Annotated in this window: 16 protein-coding genes and 1 tRNA gene; 7 read left to right on the forward strand and 10 right to left on the reverse strand. The window is 43.7% G+C overall.

All coding sequences use genetic code 11. The features are described 5' to 3' along the window. Nucleotides 1-46: 46 nt before the first annotated feature. From AB5903_RS15800 to AB5903_RS15820, 5 genes are read right to left on the reverse strand one after another with little or no spacing between them, the layout of a single operon-like run. The gene (locus AB5903_RS15800) at nucleotides 47-877 is read right to left on the reverse strand and encodes a zinc ribbon domain-containing protein (protein ID WP_005654214.1); all 831 of its coding nucleotides are present in this window, start codon (nucleotides 875-877) and stop codon (nucleotides 47-49) included. A 5-nt stretch (nucleotides 878-882) separates the two neighbouring features. Beyond that, a complete protein-coding gene (locus tag AB5903_RS15805) occupies nucleotides 883-1,977 on the reverse strand; it encodes a Nif3-like dinuclear metal center hexameric protein (RefSeq protein ID WP_117907702.1) in 1,095 nt (364 codons plus the stop codon). A gap of 44 nt (nucleotides 1,978-2,021) precedes the next feature. Then, the gene (locus tag AB5903_RS15810; protein ID WP_195658621.1) at nucleotides 2,022-2,828 is read right to left on the reverse strand and encodes an ABC transporter permease; all 807 of its coding nucleotides are present in this window, start codon (nucleotides 2,826-2,828) and stop codon (nucleotides 2,022-2,024) included. A gap of 12 nt (nucleotides 2,829-2,840) precedes the next feature. After that, nucleotides 2,841-3,119, reverse strand: coding sequence for a hypothetical protein (locus AB5903_RS15815; protein WP_117667402.1), 279 nt, complete (start codon nucleotides 3,117-3,119; stop codon nucleotides 2,841-2,843). Nucleotides 3,120-3,141: 22 nt separating this feature from the next. Further along, a complete protein-coding gene (locus AB5903_RS15820) occupies nucleotides 3,142-3,762 on the reverse strand; it encodes an ATP-binding cassette domain-containing protein (RefSeq protein WP_117904633.1) in 621 nt (206 codons plus the stop codon). Between the two features lie 104 nt (nucleotides 3,763-3,866). Here AB5903_RS15820 and AB5903_RS15825 point away from each other — a divergent pair, with 104 nt between their 5' ends. The 3 genes from AB5903_RS15825 (at nucleotide 3,867) to AB5903_RS15835 (ending at nucleotide 6,667) form a co-directional block, all read left to right on the forward strand. Next, complete coding sequence (locus AB5903_RS15825; protein ID WP_005654205.1) at nucleotides 3,867-4,406, forward strand: ferredoxin domain-containing protein; 540 nt, start codon at nucleotides 3,867-3,869, stop codon at nucleotides 4,404-4,406. Between the two features lie 191 nt (nucleotides 4,407-4,597). Beyond that, entirely contained in the window at nucleotides 4,598-5,713 is a 1,116-nt protein-coding gene (locus AB5903_RS15830; protein WP_272709891.1) for an agmatine deiminase family protein, read from the forward strand. Between the two features lie 69 nt (nucleotides 5,714-5,782). After that, nucleotides 5,783-6,667, forward strand: coding sequence for a carbon-nitrogen hydrolase (locus AB5903_RS15835; protein WP_272709892.1), 885 nt, complete (start codon nucleotides 5,783-5,785; stop codon nucleotides 6,665-6,667). An 83-nt stretch (nucleotides 6,668-6,750) separates the two neighbouring features. On the opposite strand, the gene AB5903_RS15840 is transcribed toward AB5903_RS15835, so the two are convergent. From AB5903_RS15840 to AB5903_RS15850, 3 genes are all read right to left on the reverse strand, one after another. Then, nucleotides 6,751-7,131 carry a GtrA family protein gene (locus tag AB5903_RS15840; RefSeq protein ID WP_016662598.1) on the reverse strand — a complete coding sequence of 127 codons (381 nt, stop codon included), beginning with the start codon at nucleotides 7,129-7,131 and terminating at the stop codon, nucleotides 6,751-6,753. Nucleotides 7,132-7,151: 20 nt separating this feature from the next. Then, nucleotides 7,152-8,909, reverse strand: a complete 1,758-nt coding sequence (gene aspS / locus AB5903_RS15845; protein ID WP_005654194.1) for an aspartate--tRNA ligase — start codon at nucleotides 8,907-8,909, stop codon at nucleotides 7,152-7,154. Between the two features lie 219 nt (nucleotides 8,910-9,128). After that, nucleotides 9,129-10,172, reverse strand: a complete 1,044-nt coding sequence (locus AB5903_RS15850) for a diacylglycerol kinase family protein (protein ID WP_016662596.1) — start codon at nucleotides 10,170-10,172, stop codon at nucleotides 9,129-9,131. A gap of 205 nt (nucleotides 10,173-10,377) precedes the next feature. Between AB5903_RS15850 and AB5903_RS15855 the strand changes: the two genes are divergently transcribed. The 3 genes from AB5903_RS15855 (at nucleotide 10,378) to AB5903_RS15865 (ending at nucleotide 13,335) form a co-directional block, all read left to right on the forward strand. Further along, a complete protein-coding gene (locus AB5903_RS15855) occupies nucleotides 10,378-11,565 on the forward strand; it encodes an aminotransferase class I/II-fold pyridoxal phosphate-dependent enzyme (protein WP_005654188.1) in 1,188 nt (395 codons plus the stop codon). Between the two features lie 92 nt (nucleotides 11,566-11,657). Continuing rightward, nucleotides 11,658-12,464 carry a M48 family metallopeptidase gene (locus AB5903_RS15860; protein ID WP_005654186.1) on the forward strand — a complete coding sequence of 269 codons (807 nt, stop codon included), beginning with the start codon at nucleotides 11,658-11,660 and terminating at the stop codon, nucleotides 12,462-12,464. Nucleotides 12,465-12,648: 184 nt separating this feature from the next. Beyond that, nucleotides 12,649-13,335 (forward strand): hypothetical protein, encoded by a 687-nt coding sequence (locus AB5903_RS15865; RefSeq protein WP_217733698.1) that lies wholly within the window; start codon nucleotides 12,649-12,651, stop codon nucleotides 13,333-13,335. On the opposite strand, the gene AB5903_RS15870 is transcribed toward AB5903_RS15865, so the two are convergent. Continuing rightward, nucleotides 13,230-13,601, reverse strand: a complete 372-nt coding sequence (locus AB5903_RS15870; RefSeq protein ID WP_272709893.1) for a lipocalin family protein — start codon at nucleotides 13,599-13,601, stop codon at nucleotides 13,230-13,232. The two genes, AB5903_RS15865 and AB5903_RS15870, sit on opposite strands and share 106 nt — an antisense overlap. A gap of 22 nt (nucleotides 13,602-13,623) precedes the next feature. Beyond that, nucleotides 13,624-13,962 (reverse strand): hypothetical protein, encoded by a 339-nt coding sequence (locus AB5903_RS15875; RefSeq protein WP_117742450.1) that lies wholly within the window; start codon nucleotides 13,960-13,962, stop codon nucleotides 13,624-13,626. Between the two features lie 198 nt (nucleotides 13,963-14,160). On the opposite strand from AB5903_RS15875, the gene AB5903_RS15880 reads away from it, so the two are divergent. Then, a tRNA-Pro gene (locus tag AB5903_RS15880) sits at nucleotides 14,161-14,235 on the forward strand. The last annotated feature ends 177 nt before the right edge of the window (nucleotides 14,236-14,412 follow it).

Below are 14,412 nucleotides of genomic sequence, written 5' to 3' on the forward strand. Positions count from 1 at the left end.
GATAACAACCTAAACCTTTATTTGTTTATCGCGATTCTTGCGGAATTTATTCAGCGTCTGCTGCTTTCTTTCTGCTCCTTGTTGTCTTTTCCTTTACCGGTTCCTCTTTCACTTCCGGAGCAATACCTGCCAGTTCCGGGTCAATCATGATACGTCCGCAGTACTCGCAAACGATGATTTTCTTACGTGAACGGATGTCCAGTTGTCTTTGGGGCGGGATCTTGTTGAAACAGCCGCCGCAAGCATCGCGCTGTACGTAAACGATACCCAGACCGTTGCGTGAGTTCTTGCGGATACGCTTGAAGGATTGAAGCAGACGCGGCTCTATTTTAGTCTCGAGCTCTTTGGCTTTGTCTCTCAGCTTTTCTTCTTCCTGTTTGGTTTCGGAGATGATTTCGTCCAGCTCATTCTTCTTTACTTCAAGGTCTTTTTGTCTTTCTTCCAAGGCAGCGGTGCTGTCTGCGGCTTCCTGAGACTTGACTTCTTCATCGGCAGAGAACTCTTTGATTCTCTTTTCGCAGAGTTCGATTTCCAAGGTTTGGAACTCGATTTCTTTGCTCAGGAAGTCATACTCGCGGTTGTTGCGTACATTTTCCTGCTGCTCTTTATATTTGGCTACAGAAGCCTTTGCGGTTTCGATTTCCACTTTCTTCGTTGCGATAGCAGATTTCAAATCGGCAACTTCCGACTGGATTCTTTCGATGCGGGTGCTCAGACCGGCAATTTCATCTTCCAAGTCTTGCACTTCCAAAGGAAGCTCGCCTCTCAACGTCTTGATTTCATCAATTTTAGACAACATGGTCTGTAGCTGGAACAAGGCTTTCAATTTCTGTTCCACTGTCAATTCCTGGGGATCTTTTTTTGCTTCTTTAGCCATTTTAATTACATGTATTTTATGGGATTTGTATTTATCTTGCTTTGTTGTACTTCAACATTAGGAAATAAATCCCGGATTATTGTATAAAATATTTCTTTTGTATATTGTTCGCTTTCATAATGCCCTATCTCTGCCAGCAGAATATCCGTGTCATGGCCGAAATAATCGTGATACTTTATTTCACCCGTGATGAAAACGTCCGCACGGTTACGTATGGCAAGCGGCATGAGAAAAGCTCCTGCACCGCCACACAAGGCAACGGTCTGTATCTCCCGCCCGGTGAGCCTGTTGTGCTTCAGACAACCCACTTCAAAGGTTTTCTTGATACGCTTTAGGAACTCCAACTCGGTTTCCGGAGTTTCCAATTCGCCGATAACGCCTGCTCCGGCTTGTTGCCAGGAGTTCTGCAACGGATATAAATCAAATGCAGGTTCTTCGTACGGATGTGCGGCAAGTAACGCTTTGATAACTTCTGCTTTCCGGTAAGTCGGCAGAATGGTTTCGATGCGCGTCTCCTTTTCCACATGCAGCTCGCCGATTTTTCCGCAATAAGGATTGGCGCTTTCAAGAGCACGGAACATCCCCTCGCCTTCCACATTGTAGCTGCACGAATCATAATTGCCGATACATCCGCATCCGGCAGATGCCAATGCTGTGCGTACTTCTTCCGCCCGGGTTACGGGAACAAATGTAACCAATTTCAGCAAAGCGTTTTCCTTAGCTTCCAGTACACGTACATTCTTCAATCCGATTTTTTCGGCAATCTTGAAATTCACTCCTTCCGGCGCATTATCCAGATTAGTGTGGGCGGAATAGATAACAATGTCGTTCTTGATAGCTTTCAAGATACAACGCTCCACGTAATCTTTTCCCGTAATGGATTTATAACCCTTAAAAATAAGCGGATGATGCGATATCACAAGATTATATCCTAACGCAATCGCTTCATCCAGTACGGCTTCAGTAACGTCAAGACACAACAAAGCCCCTGTTGCTTCCGCATCTGTCAATCCGATTTGCAGGCCGGCATTATCAAATCCGTCCTGCAATGGCAGAGGCGCGAACCGTTCAAGGGCGCTTACTATCTCCTTAATTTTCATTATCAGTAGAAAATTTGGTTGCAAAGATATGAAAAAGTAGCGAATTACGGCTTACTTTTACCTTTTTTTTCTACCATGACCTGTCGTAGCTTTCCATAAGCGTCGAAAGACTTACGCGAAGCCAGTGAAATGGTTATCATCAGCGAAAGCATAGATGCCGTAAATGTGATAACCATAATCATCATCTGATATTTGATGGCGACATTCGGACTGCTTCCCCCTAATATCTGTCCGATCATTGTTCCGGGAAACGCCACCAAGCCCATGACGGAGATATTGGCGATGAGCGGACTGAATGCCTTGATAATAGCCTGACGGATAAACGGCGCCTGCGCTTCTGTACGGGTAGCCCCGTTGCCAAGCAGATAGCGGTAAAGCTGTTGCTCGCGTTTCAATCCGCTATAATAGGTATTCAGGGCTATAACATTGCTGGATAGCATGTTTCCCATCAGTATGCCGAAAATAGGGATGAAGTATTGAGCGCTGAATACATTTTCAAGACGCAACACGATTCCTATAAAATACATCCCCACGCATATTACGCTACATAGGAAACCTACGGATATAGGTATCAGCAGTATCTTGCGCTTCAGTTGTGTGCGCGCCAGTGCCGTTTGCGAAGCTACGAGTATCATGACGATTACCCACAGGAAATTAATCCACGGATTATTCCAAAGAAAAAGGTATTTCAGATAAATGCCGATGAAGAAAAGCTGCACAATCATGCGTGCCGTACCGATAAGGGTTGCACGTAGCAGGCCGGTCTTGAATTTCCATATATAGAATAATGGGATTGACAGCAAGAGCAGTCCGATACCCAGGCTGAGGTATGATATGTCGATAGTTCCCATGAATACTTTGAATTAGCGGGTAAATATGAAAACCAATACAGATGCAATAATAATGCAAACTCCCATAACAATCAGCATCATGCGTACGGTATGTTTCTGTTCGGAACATTCCTTTTGCCGGGTAAGTCTGGTTATTTTCTCCATATCTTCTGCGGTTGTGTTGTGGGGCATGCCGCACCCTTTGTGCATTTTATCCAAACGCTCGTTGAGACGTTCCCGGCGAAGAAGGCGTAAATTGCGGTTCTCCTTATCACGGCGTATCATATCAAAAACAAATCCGGCAAAACTCATGGCTTTATTTTTATCAGGTTTATTACATTATTATATGTCTGTCGCATCCTTTGGCGAAACCCATGTCGTGCGATACCGCCAGTACGGCGGTTCCCTTTCGGGTTTGATGCCGTAAAAAGGCAAGAACTCTTTCCGTAGAGCCTGAATCAAGTGCCGAAGTTGGCTCGTCCACAATGATTAACGGCTTGTTGGTCATGGAAGCTACAGCTATCATCATACGTTGGCGTTGGCCGCCGGATATCTCATTTACACGTTTATAATATAGCTCTCTTTCCAATCCTAATTCTTCAAAGCAATTGAATAATTGCCTTTCGGAGAACGGTGTGGCTCGGTTGGCTTTCAGGCTGAAAGGCAGTTGTATCATGTCTTTTACCCATTCTAACGGTAGTACCAATTCTTGTGGAATCCAGGCTATTTGTTTGCGAATAAGGTCTATGCTGTTTTTATCCGATACGATGTCATTGACCGTAATACGTCCTTCTTTTAATGGAGTAAATCCCAGTATGGCATTGAGAAGAGATGTTTTTCCACACCCCGACGAGCCGGAAATGCTGGCAATCTCTCCCCTCTTCAATTGCAGGTTGAAGTTGGAGAATAGCACATCATTACCGTATGCAATACTGGCATCCTCTATTTGTAGCATAAATAAATTCTTTAGTCGTTAGTTGCAAAGGTAAGGAAAAAAGATTTGCATACATAACTTTATACTTTTATCTTTGTATCACTAATTAATTCGGGAGAAAAAGTATGATACAGAACGAACGGGATTGCCGTCATGAACATGTGCTGGGCGTGGCAAGGCAAATGATGACTGCCGCACGCACAGCTCCTAAAGGGAAAGGCGTAGATGTAATAGAAGCAGCACTGGTTACAGGAGAAGACCTGAAAAAGCTTTCAGAAAAAATGAATGCTATGGCAGAAGAACTGGGTATGAAGTTCTTTCTGCGTGATGCGGCAAATGTCCTGCAGGCAGAATGTGTCGTTATAATAGGTACGCGCGAGCAGGCGCAGGGATTGAACTGCGGTCATTGTGGCTTTCCTACTTGTGCCGGGCGTACGGAGGGTGTGCCATGTGCCTTGAATACGGTTGATGTGGGGATTGCCGTCGGCTCCGCTTGTGCCACGGCTGCCGACATGCGGGTAGATACCCGGGTAATGTTCTCTGCCGGACTGGCCGCACAGCGAATGAACTGGCTGAAAGATTGCAAGACTGTATTCGCCATTCCGGTCAGTGCCTCTTCCAAGAACCCGTTCTTTGACAGGAAGCCTAAGGAAGAAAAGAAATAAAATGCATTGCCGAACCTGAAGTTGAGAACGGGAAACGTAAAGTTGAACTTTAGCGGCGTAGAGTTGAACTTCAGAACTCTAAAGTGGCACTTTAGAAATGCAGAATAGAACTTTGCATAAATTAAGATTAGGGAGCATCGGTATTCAGGCTTCATTATCTTACTTGACGAATTAAATAACTTAGAATTGATATGGGATATTTTGTTGGAATTCCATTGGGCGGAGCTGCCGAAAAGGACTGTCAGGTGCGTTTCGGTAAGAACATGACCTTTCAAGTGGAAACGCGCGCTCCTCACCTGCCGGCGGAGTGGGCATTGCAGAGTGGCGTACAGCTTACATGGCCTCATGCGGATACGGATTGGGCCTATATGCTTGAAGAAGTGCAGCAATGTTTTATTGCCATTGCTTCCGAGATAGCCAAGCGGGAGTTGCTGTTGATTGTAACTCCGGAACCTGAAGAGGTAAGAAAGCAAATTTCCGCGACAGTGGATATGGATAATGTTCGCTTCCTGAAATGTGAAACGAATGATACCTGGGCACGCGACCATGGAGCTGTCACTATGGTAGATACGGACGGTCCGTCTCTGCTTGATTTTACTTTTAATGGCTGGGGACTGAAGTTTGCTTCGGATAAAGATAATCAAATTACACGTCGGGCTGTTGAAGCCGAAATCTTAAAAAGCCGGTATATAAACCGTTTGGGCTTTGTGCTGGAAGGCGGCTCCATTGAGAGTGACGGCATGGGAACATTGCTTACCACTTCAGAATGCCTGTTGTCGCCTAACCGTAACGGCCAGTTGAATAAGGTGGAGATTGAGGAGTATCTTCGGTCTACATTCCATCTTGAACGGGTACTTTGGCTGGATTACGGTTATCTGGCCGGAGATGATACGGACAGTCATATAGATACGCTTGCCCGTTTTTGTTCGCCGGATACGATTGCCTATGTGCAGTGCAGGGACGTGAATGACGAGCATTATGAGGAGCTGCACCGAATGGAAGAACAGCTTAAAACGTTCCGGACACTTGCCGGAGAACCTTATAGACTGTTGGCATTGCCGATGGCCGATAAGATAGAAGCGGAGGGCGAAAGGCTGCCGGCTACGTATGCCAACTTCTTGATAATGAATGATGCAGTGTTATATCCCACATATAACCAGCCGGAGAATGATATGCATGCCAAAGAGGTGTTGCAAATGGCTTTTCCCAAGCATGAAATTGTAGGTGTAGACTGCCGTGCTTTGATAAAACAACATGGCTCGCTGCATTGTGTCACGATGCAATATCCGATAGGAGTAATCAGATAAAGGTATGAAAGTTATCAATTTCGTTTTTTGTGGGATATTTATAAAAAACATTTAAAAGAAATATAGATTATGAGAAAAATAAAAGTCGGTATTATTCAGCAGGCCAATGTGGCGGATATGCGCATTAATCTGATGAATCTGGCCAAGAGTATCGAATCGTGTGCAGTTCATGGTGCACAATTAGTGGTGTTGCAGGAGTTGCATAACTCACTCTATTTTTGCCAGACGGAGAATACACAACTGTTTGATTTGGCAGAACCTATTCCCGGACCATCGACCGGTTTCTATTCGGAGTTGGCGGCTGCCAACAACATAGTATTGGTAACTTCATTGTTCGAAAAGCGTGCTCCGGGACTGTATCATAATACGGCCGTTGTGTTTGAGCGTGACGGTAGCATTGCCGGGAAATACCGCAAGATGCACATCCCTGATGATCCGGCCTATTATGAGAAGTTTTATTTCACTCCCGGAGATTTGGGCTTCGAACCTATCCAAACGTCTTTGGGAAAATTGGGCGTTTTGGTTTGTTGGGACCAGTGGTATCCCGAAGCAGCACGTCTCATGGCGCTGAAAGGAGCTGAATTATTGATTTATCCTACCGCCATCGGTTGGGAAAGCAGCGATACTGATGATGAGAAAGTCCGCCAACTCAACGCATGGATAATCTCGCAACGCGGACATGCCGTAGCAAACGGGCTCCCGGTTATTTCGGTGAATCGTGTGGGACATGAGCCAGATCCCTCTATGCAAACAAATGGCATCCAATTTTGGGGGAACAGTTTTGTAGTTGGACCGCAAGGTGAGTTTTTGGCACAGGCAGGCAATGAGCAGCCGGAAAATATTATAGTGGAAGTGGATTTGGAACGTTCGGAGAATGTCCGCCGTTGGTGGCCATTCCTGCGCGATCGCAGAATTGACGCCTATGAGGGATTGACAAAACGTTTTTTAGACTGAGGGTTTGTTTGAATTCTATAAGAAAAGAATTCTCAAAAGCATGCTGAATAAAAATCAGGCAAGTTCCGAAGAAAAGAGCGCTTCTATTTAAATGTAACTTTTTTGTTCATCAGGAAGTTGACTCCGCCATATACAAATAATCCTAAGAACTGGGCGAGGTATTCATTACAGTTCAATCCCTCTACCAAGCCGATAAGGAAAAGGAATTGCGCACAATAAGCCATTCCGAAAGCTATGGAAAAGAGCAACACTTGCCGCCAAGTGTTGCTCTTCTTTTCTGTTGGGAATACCCAATACTTGCACCAGATAAAGTTATGAGTCTGTGCCAGTATATATGCAGTGACATTGGAGAGCATGTAATTAATGTCCAACTCATCCATCATTACCCAGATGGTGATTGCTGTTATCAAGGCGTTTAATGTACCGATTACTGCAAAACGGCAAATACGTGTGGACTCTTTCACTCTCTCCTATTCTCTTGTTTTTATTCTTTTACCTCCACAATAAGGTTAAGCTCGTCCAATTGTTTTTGGTCGATAACCGAAGGTGCATCCAGCATAACATCGCGACCGGAATTATTCTTCGGGAACGCAATGCAGTCGCGAATACTGTCAAGGCCGGCAAAGATACTTACCCAACGGTCGAGGCCGTAAGCCAAACCACCATGAGGAGGTGCGCCGAACTTGAAGGCATTCATCAGGAAACCGAATTGTTCTTCAGCCTTTTCCGGTGTGAATCCCAATATCTCAAACATTTTGGCCTGCAATTGAGCGTCATGGATACGGATCGAACCGCCACCGACTTCAATACCGTTACATACCATATCATAAGCATCGGCACGAACGGCTGCAGGATCTGTGTCCAACAAAGGAATATCTTCATCCTTCGGATGGGTAAACGGATGATGCATAGCCATCAGGCGGCCTTCTTCTTCGCTCCATTCAAACATCGGGAAGTCAACTATCCAAAGCAATGCAAACTTGTTCTTGTCGCGTAAGCCTAATTGGTTACCCATTTCAAGGCGAAGCTCATTCAGTTGCTTGCGGGTCTTCATTACGTCATCACCGCTCAAAATAAGAATCAAATCGCCCGGTTTTGCACCGAAAGCGGCTTTCATCTCTTGCAGCACCTCTTGCGTGTAGAATTTATCGACACTTGATTTCACAGTGCCGTCAGCTTCTACACGGGCATATACCATTCCTTTGGCTCCGATTTGCGGTTTCTTTACGAATTCGGTCAAGGCATCCAGTTGCTTGCGGGTGTAGCTTGCAGCGCCTTCCGCACAGATACCGCCGATGTATGCGGCATTGTCAAATACAGAGAAACCATGACCTTTCATAATATCCATCAACTCTACGAACTTCATGCCGAAGCGCAAATCAGGTTTGTCGCTACCGTAATATTTCATAGCATCTGCCCATGGCATACGTTGGAACGGTTCGGTCAACTCAACACCGCGCAGTTCTTTGAAGAGGTATTTTGCCATACCTTCGAAAAGTTCGATTACATCGTCCTGCTGTACGAAAGACATTTCACAGTCGATCTGTGTAAATTCCGGTTGACGGTCGGCACGGAGGTCCTCATCGCGGAAGCATTTTGCGATTTGGAAGTAACGGTCAAAACCCGAAACCATCAGCAACTGTTTCAATGTTTGAGGGCTTTGCGGCAATGCGTAGAATTGTCCCGGATTCATGCGTGAAGGAACGACAAAGTCGCGTGCACCTTCCGGTGTAGAACCGATGAGAAGAGGAGTCTCTACTTCAATGAATCCTTTGCTGTCCAGGTATTTACGCACTTCAATAGTCATCTTATGGCGTAATTCCAAATTCTTGCGTACTGCTGCACGGCGTAAATCCAGATAACGGTATTTCATACGGATATCGTCACCGCCGTCTGTATTGTCTTCAATTGTAAAAGGAGGAGTTAAGGCTGAATTCAGCACATTCAATTCCGATACGATGATTTCAATATCTCCCGTAGGAATGTTTTTGTTTTTGCTGAAACGTTCGTTGACCGTTCCTACTATTTGAATTACGAACTCACGACCCAAGCGGTTGGCCTGTTCGCAAAGTTCGGCATCTACTTCTTCATTAAACACTAATTGGGTGATTCCGTAACGGTCGCGGAGGTCTACGAATGTCATGCCGCCCATTTTACGGCTGCGCTGTACCCAACCTGCCAGCGTCACTTGCTTATTAACGTCGGAGATACGCAATTCTCCACAGGTGTGTGATCTATACATCTTATTATTTACTATTTTACAATTTACTGTTTACTGTTTGGCGATGCAACATCAGAGATGTACCATTGCTAAAAACGGATAAATATCGTGCAAAAATACATAAAACATATTACAGACGTATCAAAACAGATAAGTTTATTTTTAAAAAGCGACTTTATATAATAGCCGGACAGAAAAATACCAATCTTCCATACTGTTCCGGCTCTCTTGCAGAAGGCGTTAGTTCTTTCTAAGTTTTTTAATCTGTTCTTTGCCTTTATCCAATATCATTCTGTTTGTATGGGTAATATCTTCCAGGATGGCTTCGTTTATTTGTTTCAAGCCATTGATGTAGTCCTGGGCACGCTGCAATACATTCGAAGAGTCTTTTTCCACATTCTTGGGCACAATGACCTGCAATCCTCTTTTGATTATGTTTACGTCGATGTTCTCTCCCATTATCATCGGATCTCCATCGAAATGTATAACCCCCTGTTTGGAACGATGGATGCGGAGCGTCTTACAGCGGAAAGTCTTTATACGGCTATTCTGGTCGATAGTCTTGTTGAACAACTGGAATGATAATGCCGGTACATCCAATACGGTAAAAGGCTCCAGAATTGTAACGTCCAGCAATCCGTCATTTAATGTGGCTTGCGGAGTGATATAAGCATTATTCCCATACTGTGAGGCATTGCCGCATGCTATCAGGAAAGCCTTGTATCGCAGTGTGCTGCCATCCATTTCCAATTCGTATGTCTCCGGTTTATATTTTAGGCTTTCAAGCAATGTCTTCTCCAGATATATGAGCGGGCCTCTCTTGCCGGCTTTGGAAAACTGCAGGCTGACAAATGCGTCGAACCCTACCCCGCAGGTACAGAAGAAAGGAACATCATTGATTTTGCCATAGTCAATAATGTCTATCAATCCTTCGTTAATGATGTTGATTGCTTTTTTGGCATCCATAGGGATTTGCAGATGGCGTGCAAGCCCGTTTCCCGAACCGCATGGAATGATTCCCAATGCAGTTTTGGTATGTACCAGTGAACGTGCTATTTCATTAATAGTTCCGTCTCCGCCGATAGCAACAACGGCAAAAGCTTCTTCTTTAGCTTTTAGGGCGGCTATTTCAACTGCGTGCCCCGCCCGTTCCGTATAGATTACTTCCGGTATATACCGGCTTTTATCCAACTTTTCATCAAGCCATTTCAATATTTGCTCCTTACCCTGAGTACCGGATATGGGGTTTATTATAAATGATATTTTCTTTTTACTATCGTCCATTTAAACGGATATTACTATAGGAAATTTCTTCATGCAAAAGTAATATAAATCCTTTAAATTTTAACCATATGAATCTCTTAAAACGAGTTAGGGCAGATTTTTTAGAGTAAATGAAACAGATAACAACATATTTTGCTATCTTTGCCCCCTGTTTTTAAGAACTTGTTTTTAATAGGATTAATATTCATTATATAAAAGACATTTCATGGGTTTACTGCAAGACAAATTCGCGAAATATGATTTGCCGCAACAATTTATGGCAAAAGGGGTATACCCGTATTTCCGCACGATTAACAGCCATCAGGATACAGAGGTAATGATGGATGGCAAAAAAGTTCTGATGTTCGGTTCAAACGCATATATGGGACTGACATATGACAAGCGAATCATTGACGCTTCGATAGCTGCCACTGAAAAATATGGTACAGGGTGTGCCGGTTCCCGCTTTTTGAATGGTACTCTTGATATACATGTTGAACTGGAAAAAGAATTGGCCGAGTTCGTAGGAAAAGACGAAGCGCTCTGTTTTTCTACCGGTTTTACTGTGAACGAGGGCATTATTCCCGCAGTGGTAGGACGTGGTGACTATATCATCTGTGATGACCGCGACCACGCTTCTATTGTAGACGGACGCCGCCTTTCGTTCGCCACACAGTTAAAGTATAAGCACAATGACATGGAAGACCTTGAAAAAGAGCTTCAGAAGTGCGAACCGGATGCGGTGAAACTGATTATTGTAGATGGTGTATTCTCAATGGAAGGCGATTTGGCCAACCTGCCGGAAATCGTTCGTCTGAAAAAGAAATATAATGCCAGCATTTATGTGGATGAAGCTCACGGATTAGGTGTATTCGGTAAGCAAGGCCGCGGTGTATGCGATCATTTCGGAGTGACCGAAGATATTGACTTGATAATGGGAACATTCAGCAAGTCATTGGCTTCTATCGGTGGTTTTATTGCTGGCGACAAGGAGGTTATCAACTGGTTGCGCCACAATGCCCGCTCTTATATATTCCAGGCAAGTAGTACGCCGGCGGCAACGGCAGCGGCTCGTGAAGCACTGCACATTATTAAATCCGAACCGGAACGTATCCAACGTCTGTGGGATATCACTAACTATGCATTGAAGAGTTTCCGTGATGCAGGTTTTGAGATTGGTGAAACAGAGTCGCCCATTATACCTTTGTATGTGCGTGATACGGAAAAGACCTTTGTCGTAACGAAGATGGCTTTTGATGAAGGCATCTTTATCAATCCGGTTATACCGCCTGCATGTGCTCCTCAGGATACATTGGTACGTGTGGCATTAATGGCTACCCATACTAAAGAACAAGTGGATTATGCAGTTGAGAAGTTGACAAAATGCTTTAGGGAATTGGGGATAATCAAGTAAAGGAACAATTTGAAGCAAAGATAAAAGCCGTTTAATCGTGAATCGGTTAAACGGCTTTCTTTTTATAAACCCATTTAAACTAACCAAACAACATGAAAAAACAAATTCTGATTTTTACTGCTGTTGTATGTGGAATGACTTGTACTACAACTGCTTATGCGCAATTTAAAATTGGTGGTAAGAAAATCAATGTAGGTAAGGTTGTTCAAGCCGGTACGGATGCTGCTAAAGCTATAACTCTTTCGGATGCTGATATTGCAGCTATGAGTAGGGAGTATATGCAATGGATGGATACTCACAATCCTTTGACGAAGCCTGATACGGAATATGGCAAGCGCCTGGAGAAACTGACCGGACATATCAAAGAAGTGGATGGTTTGAAAGTGAATTTTGGGGTTTATGAAGTGGTTGACGTAAACGCTTTTGCCTGCGGTGACGGCAGCGTACGTATTTGCGCCGGATTAATGGATATCATGACGGATGATGAAGTAATGGCTGTGGTAGGCCATGAGATAGGTCACGTAATTCATACGGACTCCAAAGATGCAATGAAGAGCGCATATCTTCGTTCTGCCGTGAAGAATGCTGCGGGTGCTGCGAGTTCTACCGTGTCAAAGCTGACCGACTCCGAGTTGGGAGCTATGGCGGAAGCCTTGGCTGGTGCGCAATATTCGCAGAAGCAGGAAACGGAAGCGGACGATTACGGTTTTGAATTTTCTATAAAGCATAATTTGGATCCTTATGCCATGTATAATGCATTGAATAAACTGCTGGAACTTTCGGCGGACGCTCCCAAAGAATCTAAATTCCAAAAGATGTTTTCATCTCATCCGGATACGGCAAAACGAGTAGCCCGTGCCAAGGAGAAAGCTGATGAATATATGAAAAACAAGCAATAAGAGGTTGCATTTCCAAATTACAGAAAGAGGCGGGATTCCATTTGAATTCTGCCTCTTTTCTTTATAATAAAAGAATAAAACGTACTTTTGCTTCAAATTATTGACTTTACTTATCCGATTGCTTTGATATTGGTTTTATTTTAGTATGTTTGCTGTTATTATTAATGAAAAGCATAACATTTGAATGAAAAAGCAAGATTCCCTTTTCGTTTTCATCCTAATCGTAATCTTCTTACCTTTTTTCGTGAGTGATGCAGTTTACGGCTGGTATAGGTCTTTCAATGCCGCACATGGTATGGTAATGAGTTTCTTGAAATTCGGAGTGCTTGCTACTTTAGGTGAGATGCTGGGGCTTCGCATCAGTGCCGGAGTATATAACAGAAAAGGATTTGGAGTGCTTTCCCGTGCGGTCGTATGGGGTATCTTAGGCATGGGAATCAATATGGCGATGATTGTATTTTCTAAAGGTGTGCCGCAGTTCATGGAGTATATGGGGATGGCGGATGCTTCGGCGATAATTAACGGCGATTGCTGTTTGGACAAGTTATGGATTGCTTTGGCTGTATCTGTTGCCATGAACACAATCTTTGCTCCTGTATTTATGACATTTCATAAGATAACGGATACACACATTCTGGATTGTGGCGGTTCGCTCCGCAGCCTTATTACCCCTATTCCGATGGCGCGTATCATTACGCATCTTAATTGGGATACGCAATGGAATTTTGTTTTTAAGAAAACGATTCCTTTTTTCTGGTATCCGGCTCATACCATTACTTTCTTGTTGCCGGATGAGGTAAGAGTTTTGTTTGCCGCTATCTTGGGCGTTGCGCTCGGGGTACTGCTGGCTATTGCTGCAAGGATGAAATAATGGTTCTCTATTTCCATACCGTTGCCAATGCTTTTTACTGTGAGATAAAGTTCATCTCCCCGTTGCTCCCAATATTTGTATACCAGTGTAGCCATATTAATGGAAGAGGCATCTCCACCCTCTTCCTGTTTGATACCCTGCATTTTTCCCGGTTGCCCTTCGATAGGCATTATCCATGAGCCAATGATAGAGTCTTTGCTTTTCTTTTCATTACAAGCAGACATTGCAATAACCAATACGGCGGTTGCCAATAAAAGTCTTTTTATACTATATATTTTTAAAAGTGAGTCAATGTATTTTCGTTATGGCAGATGCGATATTAATGCCGGGCTCATCTTCGGTGACCGTGTATGAAACCTCTAATGTATCTCCTATTAATAGTCCTTTTTCCAAGGCTATATTCCGATCCATTGTACTTATATATAAGGTGTCCTTTTTCGAGGTAACCATTGTAAACCCATTCATGGTAGCATCCATGACTATGCCTTGTGCTTGATGTACGGAATCGTTAATCTCTTCTGTACCGAGCTCAGCATTTTCTTGTTCCATAGTTCCGGCTTTATTTTTGCAGGAAGCACATCCCAACAAGATAATGGAAACAAATAAAAAAGGTTTAGTCAACTTCATATTCTCTGATCTTATTAAGATTATTTCTACAAAAATAGATATAAAAGAGAATGTATCAAAGAGGCAGTGAATAATTAACCGTTCCTGTATATTGTATTTCAGATATTTATAATTTTATTTCAGATAAAGTTATAAAAATATTTGGTCTATATCAAAAAAGATTTTACCTTTGCACTCGCTTTTAAGAAGTAAAACATTCGGGGTGTAGCGCAGTCCGGTTAGCGCACCTGCTTTGGGAGCAGGGGGTCGTGGGTTCGAATCCCGCTACCCCGACTGATAAGAATCAAGGAGTTACAGTAAAATGTAGCTCCTTTTTTGTTGCTCGAATGGGGGCGGTTGAATTGACGGGTCAACGTAAAAACCTGAGGGATTCATGGGTCAACGTAAAAACCTGAGGGATTCATAGCTTATGCATAAATTTTCGCCAGTCTGAACAGGAAGAAAGCTCTG

Source organism: Bacteroides sp. 2201st1_D9_2201SCRN_220225, assembly GCF_040928965.1.
Taxonomy (GTDB): Bacteria; Bacteroidota; Bacteroidia; order Bacteroidales; family Bacteroidaceae; genus Bacteroides; species Bacteroides stercoris.